10 protein-coding genes are annotated in these 13,580 nt (G+C 68.1%); 4 read left to right on the forward strand and 6 right to left on the reverse strand.

Translation table 11 applies throughout. The features are described from left to right. A partial coding sequence (locus VGV58_RS26640; RefSeq protein ID WP_326877083.1) for an autotransporter outer membrane beta-barrel domain-containing protein occupies positions 1-1,345 on the forward strand: 1,345 nt, incomplete at its 5' end. 306 nt (positions 1,346-1,651) lie between these two features. On the opposite strand, the gene VGV58_RS26645 is transcribed toward VGV58_RS26640, so the two are convergent. Beyond that, positions 1,652-3,013 (reverse strand): sensor histidine kinase, encoded by a 1,362-nt coding sequence (locus tag VGV58_RS26645; protein WP_326877084.1) that lies wholly within the window; start codon positions 3,011-3,013, stop codon positions 1,652-1,654. Further along, complete coding sequence (locus VGV58_RS26650) at positions 3,000-3,665, reverse strand: response regulator transcription factor (protein ID WP_326877085.1); 666 nt, start codon at positions 3,663-3,665, stop codon at positions 3,000-3,002. Before VGV58_RS26650 ends, VGV58_RS26645 begins: the two co-directional genes overlap by 14 nt. A 105-nt stretch (positions 3,666-3,770) precedes the next feature. On the opposite strand from VGV58_RS26650, the gene VGV58_RS26655 reads away from it, so the two are divergent. The 3 genes from VGV58_RS26655 to VGV58_RS26665 are packed head-to-tail and all read left to right on the forward strand — an operon-like array spanning position 3,771 to position 6,500. Then, positions 3,771-4,550, forward strand: coding sequence for an ABC transporter ATP-binding protein (locus VGV58_RS26655; RefSeq protein ID WP_326877086.1), 780 nt, complete (start codon positions 3,771-3,773; stop codon positions 4,548-4,550). Between the two features lie 16 nt (positions 4,551-4,566). After that, positions 4,567-5,433, forward strand: a complete 867-nt coding sequence (locus tag VGV58_RS26660) for an ABC transporter permease (protein WP_326877087.1) — start codon at positions 4,567-4,569, stop codon at positions 5,431-5,433. Positions 5,434-5,483: 50 nt separating this feature from the next. Further along, a complete protein-coding gene (locus VGV58_RS26665; RefSeq protein ID WP_326877088.1) occupies positions 5,484-6,500 on the forward strand; it encodes an ABC transporter substrate-binding protein in 1,017 nt (338 codons plus the stop codon). 69 nt (positions 6,501-6,569) lie between these two features. Here the strand turns inward: VGV58_RS26665 and VGV58_RS26670 are convergent, their stop codons facing one another. The 4 genes from VGV58_RS26670 to VGV58_RS26685 form a co-directional block, all read right to left on the reverse strand. Continuing rightward, a complete protein-coding gene (locus tag VGV58_RS26670; protein ID WP_326877089.1) occupies positions 6,570-7,370 on the reverse strand; it encodes an RNA methyltransferase in 801 nt (266 codons plus the stop codon). Between the two features lie 76 nt (positions 7,371-7,446). Then, positions 7,447-9,624 (reverse strand): methyl-accepting chemotaxis protein, encoded by a 2,178-nt coding sequence (locus VGV58_RS26675; protein ID WP_326877090.1) that lies wholly within the window; start codon positions 9,622-9,624, stop codon positions 7,447-7,449. Positions 9,625-9,743: 119 nt separating this feature from the next. Further along, on the reverse strand, positions 9,744-12,254 hold the full coding sequence (locus tag VGV58_RS26680; RefSeq protein ID WP_326877091.1) for a methyl-accepting chemotaxis protein: 2,511 nt from the start codon (positions 12,252-12,254) through the stop codon (positions 9,744-9,746). A gap of 134 nt (positions 12,255-12,388) precedes the next feature. After that, the gene (locus VGV58_RS26685) at positions 12,389-13,531 is read right to left on the reverse strand and encodes a dipeptidase (RefSeq protein WP_326877092.1); all 1,143 of its coding nucleotides are present in this window, start codon (positions 13,529-13,531) and stop codon (positions 12,389-12,391) included. Positions 13,532-13,580: the final 49 nt, after the last annotated feature.

The raw sequence follows: 13,580 nt of genomic DNA on the forward strand, positions 1-13,580 counted from the left end.
GGTGATCAACTATACCGGCGGGACCTTCGTCGCCGGCCAGCGCTACACCATCCTGACCTCGACCGGGCTGACCGGCAGCTATGGCGGCGACCTGACGCTGTCGGCCTTCCTCAGCCTGCGCAACAGCAGCGACGCCACCAACGCCTATCTGACGGTGGTCCAGACCGCGACGGCCGGCAATGTCGGCGGCACCGGCAATGAGCAGGCGGTCGGCAATGCCGTCGACAGCCTGCCGAGCGGCAATGCCGTCCAGACCGGCGTCTACAACCAGCCGACGGTCGAGGCGGCGCGCGGCGCGCTCGGCCAGCTCGCCGGCGAGATCCATGCCTCGGCCCGCACCGTGCTGGTCGACGAGAGCTGGCTGCTGCGCTCGGCGGTGAACGATCGCCTGCGCTCGGCTTTCGGTGCGGTCGGCGCCGCCCCGATGGCGACGCTGTCCTACGGCTTCACCGCCGATCTCGCGCCGGCGGTGAAAGGACCGATGCCGAAGCCGCCTTCGGCCGAGCGCTTCGCCGTCTGGGGCCAGGGCTATGGCTCCTGGGGGCGCACGCGCAGCGATGGCAATGCCACCAGCCTCTCCCGCTCGACCGGCGGCCTGCTGGTCGGCGCCGATGCCGCCGTCTTCGACAATTTGCGCCTCGGCGTCGTCGCCGGCTTCAGCCACAGCAAGTTCGACGTCAACGGCCGGCTCTCCTCGGGCGAGAGCGACAACTACCATCTGGGCCTCTATGGCGGCGGCCAATGGGGCGCGCTCAGCCTGCGCACCGGCCTGAGCTACACCTGGCACGACCTCTCGACCCGCCGCAGCATCGTCTCGGCCGGGCTCGGCGACACCTTGCGCGCCGATTACGATGCCGGCACGGCGCAGGCCTTCGGCGAGCTCGGCTATCGCATCGATCTCGGCCAGACCGCCCTGGGCCAGGTCGCGCTCGAGCCCTTCGCGGGCCTGGCCTATGTCGTGCTGCGCAGCGATCGCTTCAGCGAGCGCGGCACCGGCGCTGCGGCGCTGTCGGGCGCGAGCGACGACACCAGCCTCGGCTACACCACGCTCGGCCTGCGTGCCGCGACGACGACCCGCCTCTCCGGCATGGATATGACCCTGCGCGGCGGGCTCGGCTGGCGCCATGCCTTCGGCGATGTCGATCCGAAGACGACGCTGGCCTTCGCCGGCAGCAACCCGTTCGCCATCGCCGGCCTGCCGATCGCCCGCGACGCCGCTCTGGTCGAGGCCGGACTCGATCTTGGGCTCGGCCCGAACGTCACCCTCGGCGCCTCCTACACCGCCCAGCTCGCACAGGACGCGCAGGACCACGCCTTCAAGGCAAACCTCGCCGTCAGGTTCTGAGAGGGAAACGCGAAAAGCGAGCGTCCGCTATGAGTCGATTGTGTTGAAAAAGTCCGGCTGACGCGAAACGCCTCGGATACCAATGCGGGCATAGAAGAACGTTCTTCACGCTCCGGAAGAATGGCCTCGATGCGGGGCTGTTCCGTCGGTGGAGGGATGAAATTTCCACGTTTCGGCCGGGCAATTTCACGCAAAGTATTGCTGCGGACTTTTTCAACACAATCGGTCGATAGCTGAGTTGCGACTTGTTTGAGAAAGCTACGTGCCTGCCTCCTGCCGATGTCTTCGGGAGGAGCATCATCCGGCTCACCCAGCCAGTATGAGCCTGATCCGCGTCATCCCATCCTCTCGCAACAAGGTCAGCTCACCCTTGTGAGCCCGCGCCACCTCCGCCGCGATGGCAAGGCCGAGGCCCGAGCCATGCGACGCTGCGCCCTTGGCGAAGGGCTGGGCCAGCTCCGCCAGCGAACCGCTGAAGCCGTCGCCATCGTCAGCGACCTCGATCCAGACATTGCTGTCGTCGGCGCCGACCGTGACGAGGAGGCGGCTATGGGAGCCATGGGCGAGGGCGTTGTCGATCAGGTTGCCGAGCGCCTCGCGCAGGCTGACGGCATCGCCGGGGATGATCGGCGTCGGCACGGCCGGTTCGAAGCTGATGTCGACCTCGCGCGGCAGCGACAGCGGCACTGACGTGCTGAGCACGGTTTTGGCCAGCGCGTTGAGATCGACCGGGGCGAGGGCGGCGGCATCGGCCCGGTGGATCACCATGGCATGGTCGAGGAGCTGGCCGGTCAGCCGGCCGAGCTCGGTGGTGCGCTCGCGGATTCTGCCGACCGTCTCGGTCTTGCGCCGTGATGGCGCGGTCGCCGAGAGGATCTCGACCTGCGCGTCGAGCGCCGCCAGCGGCGTGCGGATCTGGTGGGCGGCATCGGCGATGAAGCGCTGCATCAGCGCGACGCGGTCGGAGAGGCGGCGCATGAAACCGTCGATCGCCTCGACGAGGTTGCGGACCTCGACCGGCGGCTCGGCCTTGATCGGGCTGAGATCGTCCGGGGTGCGCCCTGCGATCTCCTGCTCGATGCGGGCGAGCGGCTTCAGCGCGAGCCGGACGGCAAAGCCCGTGGCGATCAGTGCGAGCGCGCTCATGATCGCGATGACGCCGAGCGCCTTCAAGGTCAGGTCGCGCGCCAGCGCCAGCCGCGCCTGGGTGGTCTGCGCGATCACGATGGTGGCCCAGCCGCCGGCGAGTGGATCGTCGAAGCGGCGCGACAGCGTCGCGATCCGGACCGGGTGGTCCTGATAGGTGCCATCCTCCAGCACGACGCCGTTGCGCGTGGCCTCCCAGGTCGCCTGCGACTGCAGGTCCTCATAGCCGGCGACGACGACGCCGCGGGGATCGACGACCTTGTAGAAGACGAGATCGTAGTCGGAGAGCGTCGCGATCGCCGAGGCCGGCGGATCGAGCGTCAGCACGCCGCCCTGGAGATAGACGTTCTCGGCGATCTGGACGGCGCCGCCGGAGAGCAGCCGGTCATAGGCCTGCTGGGCCGCGAGCCCCGCGGAATGCCAGGCGATCAGGCCGAGCGCCACCGCTCCGCTCGCGAGCACCGCCGAGAGCACGGCGATGATGCGGGCCCGCAGCGAGAGGCGCAGGTCAGAGAGCGGCAAGTTGGTAGCCCAGCCCGCGCAAGGTGCGGATTTCGATCGGCGCGTCGGCGAGCTTGCGCCGCAGCCGCGCCACGAACTGCTCGACGGCGTTGGGGCTCGCCTCCTGCTCGAAATTGAAGAGCTGCTCGACCAGCTCCTCCTTCGGCACGATGCGTTCGGGCCGGGCGGCGAGGATCTCCAGCACGGTGAGCTCGCGCCGCGTCAGGTTGAGCGGGCGCTCGCCGATGCTGGCGATGCGGCCGGCGCGGTCGATGACCAGCGGGCCCACGCGCAGGAGATTGTCCGATTGCCCGGCGCTGCGGCGCAGCAGGGCGCGGGCGCGGGCTTCGAGCTCGCCATAGTCGAAGGGCTTGATCAGGTAGTCGTCGGCGCCGAGGTCGAGCGCGCCGATGCGCTCGTCGACATGCGAGCGGGCGGTCAGCACCAGCACCGGCGTTTTGATCTTGCGGGCCCGCATGCCCTTGAGGATGGCGAGCCCGTCCTGGCCGGGCAGTGTCAGGTCGAGGATGACGAGGTCGTAGGTCTGGACCTCGATCAGCTCGGCGGCGGTCTGGCCGTCCTGTTCCCAGTCGACGGCGTGGCCGATCTTTTCGAGCCGCATCACGACGGCTTCGGCGATGTCGGCCGTGTCTTCGACGACGAGGATGCGCAAGCCCTGGGTCTCCGTTTCCCTGAGTCAGGTTGGTGTCAGCGGAGCAGGCTATCCCATCCCGCAAGCGCCCATAAGTGCGCTGGGAAACGAAGCAAGGGAGGGCTCATGCTAGCTCCGTTCGATGCCGCATCCGCGACACCGCTCCTCTCCGTCGAGGGCGTGACGCTGCAATACAAGACGCCCGACGTCGTGGTCACCGCGACGCGGCAGGTCTCGTTCGACGTCTACCCCTCCGACCGCTTCGTCCTGCTTGGCCCCTCCGGCTGCGGCAAGTCGACCCTGCTCAAGGCGATCGGCGGCTATCTGACACCAGTCGAGGGGCAGATTTCCCTGAAAGGACGCGCGGTCACCGGCCCCGGCCCGGACCGGATGATGGTGTTCCAGGAGTTCGACCAGCTGCTGCCGTGGAAGACGGTGCGCGAGAACGTCGTCTTCGCGCTGACGGCCTCGGGCCGGGCGTCGCAGGCCGAGGCCGAGGAGCGGGCGCGCTCCTATATCGAGAAGGTCGGTCTCGCCAAGTTCATCGACAGCTATCCGCACATGCTGTCGGGCGGCATGAAGCAACGCGTCGCGATCGCCCGCGGCATGGCGATGGAGCCCGACGTGCTGCTGATGGACGAGCCCTTCGCCGCGCTCGACGCGCTGACCCGCCGCAAGATGCAGGACGAATTGCTGCGGCTCTGGGACGACACGCGCTTCACCGTGCTCTTCGTCACCCATTCGATCGAGGAGGCGATCCGCATCGGCACCCGCATCCTGCTGCTCTCGCCCCACCCCGGCGAGGTCAAGGCCGAGCTCAACAGCGTGCCGCCCGAGGAGATGGGCACCGGCAAGCAGGCCGAGCTCGAAACCCGCATCAACGACATGCTGTTCGCACATCACTGAGCCGGAGGTGACCGACATGACCGATCTCGTCAGCTTCCGCCCCGAAATCATCCGCGAGGTCCATTCGAGCGACGCGCCCGTGGTGGCCAAGTCGATCGGCCTCGCCGAGCGGATCTATCGCATAGGCTTTGTCCGCAAGGCCTTCATCCTTGCCGTGCTCGCCCTGGCCTGGGAGCTCTATGGCCGCTGGCTCGGCAACCCGCTGCTGTTCCCGACCTTCGGCCAGACCGTCGAGGCCTTCGTCGGCAACATCGTCAACGGCGTCATTCCCCAGCGCATGCTGGTCTCGCTGCAGACGCTCGTGATCGGCTACGGCATCGGCATCGGCCTCGCTGCGCTGCTGACCACGCTGGCGATCGGCTCGCGCATCGGCGCCGACCTCTTGGAGACGCTGACCTCGATGTTCAATCCGCTGCCGGCGATCGCCTTGCTGCCGCTGGCGCTGATCTGGTTCGGGCTCGGCACCGGCAGCATCATCTTCGTGCTGGTGCATTCGGTGCTCTGGGCGATCGCGCTCAACACCCATGCGGGCTTCCGTTCGGTCTCGAACACGCTGCGCATGGTCGGCCTGAACTATGGCCTGCGCGGGCTGAAGCTGGTGCGGCTGATCCTGATCCCGGCCGCGTTCCCGGCGATCCTGACCGGCCTCAAGGTCGGCTGGGCTTTCGCCTGGCGCACGCTGATCGCGGCCGAGCTCGTCTTCGGCGTGTCCTCGGGATCGGGCGGCCTCGGCTGGTTCATCTTCGAGAACCGCAACCAGCTCGAGACCGCCAACGTCTTCGCCGGCCTGTTCACGGTCATCCTGATCGGCCTGTTCGTCGAGAACATCATCTTCGCCACCATCGAGCGCAAGACCATCCGCCGCTGGGGCATGCAGCACTGACCACCCGCATCAGAAGGCCGAACGGCCAAGGTTCAAAGGGAGAGACTCCAATGACGATCAAGACCTGTCTTCGTGCCGCGATCGCGGCCCTGGCGCTCGGCGCCGCCTTCATCGCCCCGGCTCGCGCCGAGGTCAGCGAGGTCCGCATCTCCAAGGGCTTCGGCATCCTCTATCTGCCGCTGATCGTGATGCAGGATCAGCAGTTCCTGGAGAAGCGCGCCAAGGCGGCCGGGCTCGGCGACGTCAAGGTCAACTGGCTGATGCTCGACGGCGGCAATGTCATCAACGACGCGATGATGGCCGGCACGCTCGACTTCGCCGGCACCGGCGCGCCGGGCTTCGTGACGCTCTGGGCCAAGGCCAAGGGTATTCCGGGCGTCGAGGTCGTCGGCGTCTCCGGCATGAGCTCGACCTCGCTCTGGCTGATGTCGAACAAGCCGGAGCTGAAGGCGCTGAAAGACTTCACCACGGCCGACAAGATCGCGCTGCCCGGCATCAAGACCTCGCTCGCCGCCGTGGTGCTGCAGATGATCGCGGCCAAGGAGTTCGGCGATGCCGCTTACGCCAAGATGGACCCGATGACGGTGAGTCTGCCGCATCCGGAGGCGCTGGCGGCGCTGATCGGCGGCAAGACCGAGATCAAGGCGCATTTCACCTCGCCGCCCTTCCAGTACATCGAGGCGAAGAGCCCCGGCATCCACCGCGTGCTCAACTCGGTCGACTATCTCGGCAATCTGACGCTCGACGTCACCTTCGCGCCGAAGAAGTTCGTCGACGCCAACCCGAAGATGACCCAGGCCTTCATCGACGCGATGGACGATGCCACCGCCCTGATCGCCAAGGACAAGAAGCTGGCGGCCGAGATCTTCGCCAAGAGCTCGAAGGTCAAGGTCGATGCGGCCGACGTCCAGGAGATGATCGAGGACAAGGATGCGCGCTTCACCGCGACGCCAGAAGGTGTGATGCAGTTCGCCGAGTTCATGCACAAGGCCGGCTCGATCAAGGTCAAGCCGACCAAGTGGAGCGATATGTTCGTGCCGCAGCTCGCCGGCCGTTCGGGCAGCTGACGCCCTCGCACGGCGACGACGACAAGGCGCCGCCGCAGGTCCTGCGGCGGCGTTTTCATGTGGGGAGACTCAGGCCTTCGGTTCGCCGCGGCCGGCTCTCGGTCCTTCCGCCAGCGACTTGAAGACGCCGCGCAGGGTGCGTGCCTCCTGCTCGGTCATGTCGAGGCGATGCAGGATGTCGCGCAGATTGGCGGTCATGATCGGCTTCTTGCCGGGCGGGAAGAAGCCGCAGCGATCGAGCTCGCCCTCGAGATAGTCGAACATCGAGAGGACGGTGGCGCGGCTCGCCGGCGGGGAGGGATTGTTCTCGCGGAAGGCCGGCTCACCGCCATTGGTCTTCAGCCATTCATAGCCGCAGAGCAGCACGGCCTGCGCCAGATTGAGCGAGGCGAAGGCGGGGTTGACCGGGAAGGTCAGGATCGCGTCGGCGAAGCTGATCTCCTCATTGGTCAGGCCGATGCGCTCGCGCCCGAACAGGATGCCGACGCGCTCGCCGGTCGCGATGCGCTCGCCGAGGCCGGGCATCGCCTCGGCCGGGGTGAAGACGCGCTTCATCTGGCCGCGCTCGCGCGCCGTCGTCGCCAGCACATGGTTGAGATCGGCGATCGCCGAGGCGGCATCGGGGAAAAGCCGGGCATTGTCGAGGATGTGGGTCGCGCCGGAGGCGGCCGCCGTCGCACCCTTCTTCAGGCCACCGCCACTCGGCCAGCCATCGCGCGGCGCGACGAGCCGCAGCTCGGTCAGGCCGAAATTCGCCATGGCGCGCGCGCACATGCCGATATTCTCGGCGAGCTGCGGTTCGACGAGGATGACGATGGGGGCCTGTCCCGCGATGGACGGGCGGGTGCGGTCGGTACCGGAACCGGTCATATGATGAAGGCTGCGTCCTGAAAGAGGGCGCAGCCATGCGCCGGCTGTACCGCTCCCGTCAACCGCTCAGCGGTGATCAAGCGCGGCGACGTTCGCGGTAAACGTCAACGGCGGGGCTGCCGCCATCATGCGTCCGGAACGCTGCGACCAGGCCGTTCAACCGCTCGATTTGCTGCGCCAGCGCCGTGGCCGAGGCGGCGCTCTGTTCGGCGAGGGCCGCATTCTGCTGGGTCATCTCGTCCATATGGGCGATGGTCTGGCTCATCTCGTCGATGCCGCTGGCCTGCTCGGACGAGGCCGACGAGACTTCGGTGACGGTCGTCGCGACGCGCTGCGAGGCCTCGACGATCTGGCCGAGCACGGCGCCGGCCGAGCGCACCAACTCGACGCCGTCGCCGATCTGCGTGTTCGAGGCCTTGATCAGCGCCGAGATGCTCTTGGCTGCCTCTGCCGAGCGCTGGGCGAGGGTTCGTACCTCGCTGGCGACGACTGCGAAGCCCTTACCGGCATCTCCAGCTCGCGCTGCTTCCACTGCCGCGTTGAGGGCGAGGAGGTTGGTCTGGAAGGCGATTTCGTCGATCACCGAGGTGATGTCCGAGATCTGGTGCGAGGCCTTCTCGATCCGGGTCATCGCCTGGACGGCATCGTCGACGATCGCGCCGCCCTTGCGGGCGATGCCGCTGGCTTCATGCGAGAGCTGGGCGGCCTGGCGCGAAGCGTCGGCCGCAGCCTTGACCGAGGCGGCGAGCTCCTCCGTCGTGGCGGCGCTCTCCTCCAGCGAGGAGGCCTGCTCCTCGGTGCGCTTGGAGAGATCGTCGGCGCCGCTGGTGATCTCGCGGCCGGCGGTCGCGACCTCGATCGAGGTCGCCTTGATCGCATCGACGGTCCCGGCGAGGCGCTCGATCGCGCTGTTGAAGTCCTGCTTCAGCGTCTCGTAATCCTGCGCGACCGCATCCTCGATCCGCACGGTGAGGTCACCCCGCGAGAGGCGGGCGAGCGCCTCGGCCAGGAGAGCGACGACCTCGCGCTGCTCGGCGAGCAGGGAGCCTTGCGCGGCGGCAGCCTCCTCGCGTTGCCTGACGATGGCGAGGTTCTGGCGCTCGGCTTCGGCCCGGCCTTCGCTGGTTTCGGCCTCCAGCCGCTGCACGGCGAGCCCGTTTTCCTTGAAGACCTGCACGGCCTGCGCCATCTGGCCGATCTCGTCGCGGCGCGACAGGCCGGCAATGGCGACCTCGTAGTCGCCGGCGGCAAGCCTGAGCATGGCGTCGCGCAGGCGGCGCAGGGGCACGGCGGTTGTGCGGCCGACGATGAAGGCGGCGATCAGGCCGAGCACCAGCGCGGCGGCGATCGTTCCCAGGATGATTGTTTGAGTCCAGCTCTGGGCCTGCGAGAGGCGGGCGCCGGCCTGGGCTTCCTCAGCGGAGAGGCGGGCTTCGAGCTCCTGCAGCGGCGGGGCGATCAGGTCGAACTCGCCAGAGAGCTTTTCGCCGGCGAGCATGAAGTCCTTCTCGGCCTTGCTCCAGACCGGGACGATCTCGGCATAGGCCTTGAAAGCCGGCTCGATCTCGGCCCTGGCCTCGGCGGGAACGCCCGGGCGGCCGAGTGCCCGCTCGAAGCGGCCCTGCTCGACCTCCCATTGCCCGAGCAGGCTTTCGTCGAGGGAGAGGCGATAGGCGGCGTCGATCCGGCGCAGCGCTGCGAGGATACCCGGGAGGCGCGCGAGGTCGGGCGAATCAGAGCCCATGCTGTTGGAGCGGACCTTGGTTTCGAGTGCTTCGGCGGCGTCTTCCAACTGGGCGGCGAGACCTTCCGGAGCAGCCGAACGCAAGGCGAGCTGCATCGCACTGATCGCCTTGAAGTCGGCTTCGATCGCTTTCAACGGGGCATCGAGCGCGGCGATGCCATCCCGCACGCGCTCGGCGCCATTGGCGCTGCCGAGGCGGGCGATCGCCTGCTTCAGTGATTCAAGACCGGTGCCGAAGTCCTTGATATCCGTCGTTTCCTGGCGGAACCGGACATCGCGGCTCAAGGCCTTCAGTGCGAAGCTCGCGGCACCAACCTCGCGCGAACGGGCGGCGAGGGCGGAATAAGCCTTGTGATCCTCGAAGGCGGCGGTGAGGCGACCGCTGCCGGTCCAGGACGCGATGCCGATCAGCACGAGGCCGAGGACGAAGACAACGCTGACGAGCGCGATCCGAAGCTGGATCGTCAGGCGCGATGCGGCCGAGCGCGATTGTGCGGTAGACAACGCCATGACCCTCACACCTGTCGAGATCGGGCGAAAGCGTGCCAAAACAGGCTTAATGTTCCGCTAAACGAAAAAAGGCGCGGCCCCGAGGCCGCGCCCGCTTTTTCCGAGACGGCCCGTGGGCCTCAGAACTCTTCCCAGCCGGACTCGTCCGAGCGGGTATTGGCCTGCCTGCGGGCCGGAGTCTGGCGCGGCGCTGCCTTTTTCTGCTCGGCGATCGCAGCCGCGAGCTTGCGCAGGCGTTCCGGCTCCGCGCCTTGGCCGTTCGCGATCGCTGCGAGGTCGGAGGTGCGCAGGGGCGGGGGAGCATAGGGAGCAGCCGGTGCCCTGGCGACCGGCGCGAGCTCGTCGCCGGTCCTGAACGTCGCGACCAGCGCATTGAGCTCGGCGATCTTGCCGGCGAGCGCATTGGCGCTGGCGGCGCTCTGCTCGGCGAGCGCTGCGTTGGCTTGAGTCATCTCGTCCATATGCGCGACGGTCTGGCTCATCTCCTCGATGCCGTTGGCCTGTTCGCTCGAGGCGGTCGCGACCTCCGAGATAGTGGTCTGGACGCCGCGCGAGGCCTCGACGATGCGGGTCAGGGCATCGCCGGCCTGGCGGACCAGCTTCACGCCGGCCTCGACCTCGCTGTTCGAGGAGGAGATCAGGCCGGAGATATCCTTGGCAGCCTCGCCCGAGCGCTGGGCCAGGGTGCGAACCTCGGAGGCGACGACGGCGAAGCCCTTGCCGGCATCGCCGGCGCGGGCCGCTTCGACCGCCGCGTTGAGCGCGAGAAGATTGGTCTGGAAGGCGATGCCGTCGATCACCGAGACGATCTCGGAGATCTTCTTGGAGGCCCCCTCGATCCGGGCCATGGCCGCGACCGCCTCGCCGGCGATCGCGCCGCCATCCTGGGCGACCTGCATGGCCTGGCCGGCCTGACGCACCGCCTGCTGCGAAGCCTGGGCGGATGCCTTGACCGAGGCGGCGAGCTCTTCTGTGGTCGCTGCGCTCTCTTCCAGCGAGGAAGCCTGCTCCTCGGTGCGCTTGGAGAGATCGTCGGCGCCTGTCGAGATCTCGCGGGCGGAGAGGCCGACATCGGAGGCGTTGGCCTGGATCGTCCGCATCGTGGTCGAGAGCCGTTCGGCGGTCTGGTTGATCGCCTCCTGCAGCGCGGCGAAGCGGCCGCGATAGCCGGTCGTCACGCGATGGGTGAGATCACCGCCGGCGAGCGACTGCATCGCGTCGGCGAATTCGGTGGTCGCGGCATCGACGACGGCGTTGATCTCGTTGACGCCCTCGACGAGCTCGCGCAGCGGGCCCTCGACATCGCCGGCCTCGGCCTGGCCGGAGAAGTCACCGGCGCGGGCGGCCGCGACGATCTGCGCGACTTCGCCGACGAGGGTGCGGACCTTGGCGGCCTGCTCGGCGTCGGCCAGCATGGCGACCTCGCGGTCGCGCCGGTTGGTTTCGAGCGCGAGCGCGTTCTGGCGGTAGTCCTCCAGCGCTTCGCTCAGCGTGCCGATCTCGTCGGGGCAGGGCGGGGCCGGTATCTTCTGGGCGAAGTCACCGGCCTGCATGCCGGCGAGTGCGGTCTGCAGCTGGACCAGCGGCCGGGTGATGCGGCGCTGGACGCCGCGCCAGCTCACGACGCAGATGGCGAGCAAAGCGAGGAAGAGGCCGCCGGTGATCGCAAGCCGGGTCCAGGCCCGCGTCAGCGTCGCCTGCGTCACGTTCTCCATCTCGTCGAAGGACTCGCCTACGGCGGCGAGAATGGTGTTGAACGGACCGTTGCACTGCTTGGTCCATTCCTCGGCGCCGACGACCGGGCTGCTGCCCTGGCCGACGCGGCCGATCTGCTCGTCCATCAGGCGGTTGGCGGCGGTGACCTCGCTGTTCATCGCGCCGATCTTGCGCACCAGCTCGGGGCTGACGCCCGGGCGCGCCGCGAGCTGGGCCAGCTGCGCGACGCTGGCGTCGGAGGCACCACGCATCTCGCCGAGCCGGCGCAACTGCGCCGCATCCATCGGCTTGTTGCTGCCGAAGACGGGACGGAGCACCGAGCACTGCGTGCCGTAGCTCGACCGCACGCGCCAGCCGGCCGCCTTGAAGTTCTGCAGGTCGGCGAGCGCCGGATCGGACATCCGGACCGCGGTCGAGGTCGCGTCGGAGGCCGTCGTCATCGCGGTCTCGATGTCGCCGACGCCATTATACCAGGGCATCGTCGCGGCGAGGCTGCGCTGCGGCTTCGGCTTGGCCGCCTCGGCATAGATCTCCGGCAGCTTGCTCGCGGTCGCCTTCTCCTTCTGGTCGATCGCGTCGGCGAGCGCCTTGCGGTCGGAAAGGTCGGTGCTGCGCAGCAGCGCCATGGCGCTGGCGAGCGCGTCGCGATTGGCTTGCTCGATCTTCTTCAACGTCGGTGCGGGATCGTCGGCGACCTGGATCGCGGTCTGGGCCTGGCCGCGATTGGAACGGATCGTGTTGCCGGCGTTGAGAAGAGCCTCGTCGGCCGCGACCAGCTCGACGAGGCGCCGGCTGGTCAGGACGTCCTCGACGGCCTGTTCCGCGAGAAAGGCGAGTGCGCCGAGACCGGGCACGCACAGGCATGCCATGGTGGCGACGAGGTAGTTCCTGATCGAAGCGGGAAAGAGATTCACGGGCGCTGTCCGGGCTGTTCTGGCGCGGACAGGGAGGAGTTAGCGCTCCATCCCCGTTCGCAATGTCGGGTCCGGCAGCGTTGTCAGCATACCCTTAAAATTTTGCCTCAATTTTGCCTTGTCGATTGCCGCGCTCAGCGCGCGGCAACACGCGCGACCGAGCGCATCAGGCGGAGCATGTTGCCGCCGGCGAGCTTGGCGAGGTTCTCGTCCGACCAGCCGCGCCAGACCAACTCGGCGATCACGCGCGGGAAGGTCGAGGCATCTTCCAGCCCCTCGGGATTGAGGCCGCCGAAGAAGTCGGAGCCGATGCCGATATGGTCGTGGCCGATCCGCTTGGCGAGATATTCGACATGGTCGCAATACTGCGCCAGCGTCGCCTTCGGGCGCGGGCCGGTGGTGCGGACGATCTCGGCCTCGGCCTTCTTGTAGTCGAGCCCCTCTGGCGTCTTGCCATACTGGTCCTTGGCCGGCCGATGCCAGTCGCGCGAGGCCTGGCTGATGAAGTCGGGCACGAAGGTCGCCATCACCAGCCCGTCGTTGCCGGCGACCCGGTCGAGCACGTCGTCCGGGACATTGCGCGGGTGGTCGCAGAGCGAGAAGGCGTTGGAGTGCGACCAGACCACCGGCGCCGTGCTGACGTCGAGCACGTCGTGCATCACCTTGGGCGCGACATGGGCGAGGTCGACGACCATGCCGAGCCGGTTCATCCGGCCGATCACCTCCTTGCCGAAAGCGGCGAGCCCATTGTGACGCGGCGCGTCGGTGGCCGAATCGCACCAGTCATGGGTGTCATTGTGGCAGAGCGTCATCAGCCGGACGCCGAGGTCCCAATAGGCGTCGAGCGCGTCGAGCTCGTTGTCGAGCGCCGAGCCGTTCTCGATCGTCATGAACAGGGCGATGCGGCCTTCCTTCTGCGCCGCTTCGACGTCGTCGGCCGAGAGGCCCGGCCTGAAGACGTCGGCATGGCGCTCCCAGATACGGCGCATCAGCGCGATCTGCGCCAGCGCGAAGCCGGCAGGCTTGGGGTGATTCGGCGGGACATAGGCCGCGAAGAACTGCCCGGCGAGCTTGCCGGCCTGCATGCGCGGGATGTCGGTGTCGGTCTCGGGATGGACCTTGCCGAGATCGTAGGCGGCAAGATCGCCCTTCGCCGTCCGGTCGAGCCGCACGACGAAAGGCAGGTCGTTGTGCCCGTCGATCAGCGGGACGCGGTCGAGCAGAGCGAGCGCCTTGTCATAGGCGGCGTCGGTAACGGGAGGGGCGGCGAGGACCATGGCGCACCTGGAAAGCGGGAAGCGGGATTCGCGGGGAGGGTGATCGTGG

This window comes from Allobosea sp. (assembly GCF_035944895.1).
GTDB lineage: Bacteria > Pseudomonadota > Alphaproteobacteria > Rhizobiales > Beijerinckiaceae > Allobosea.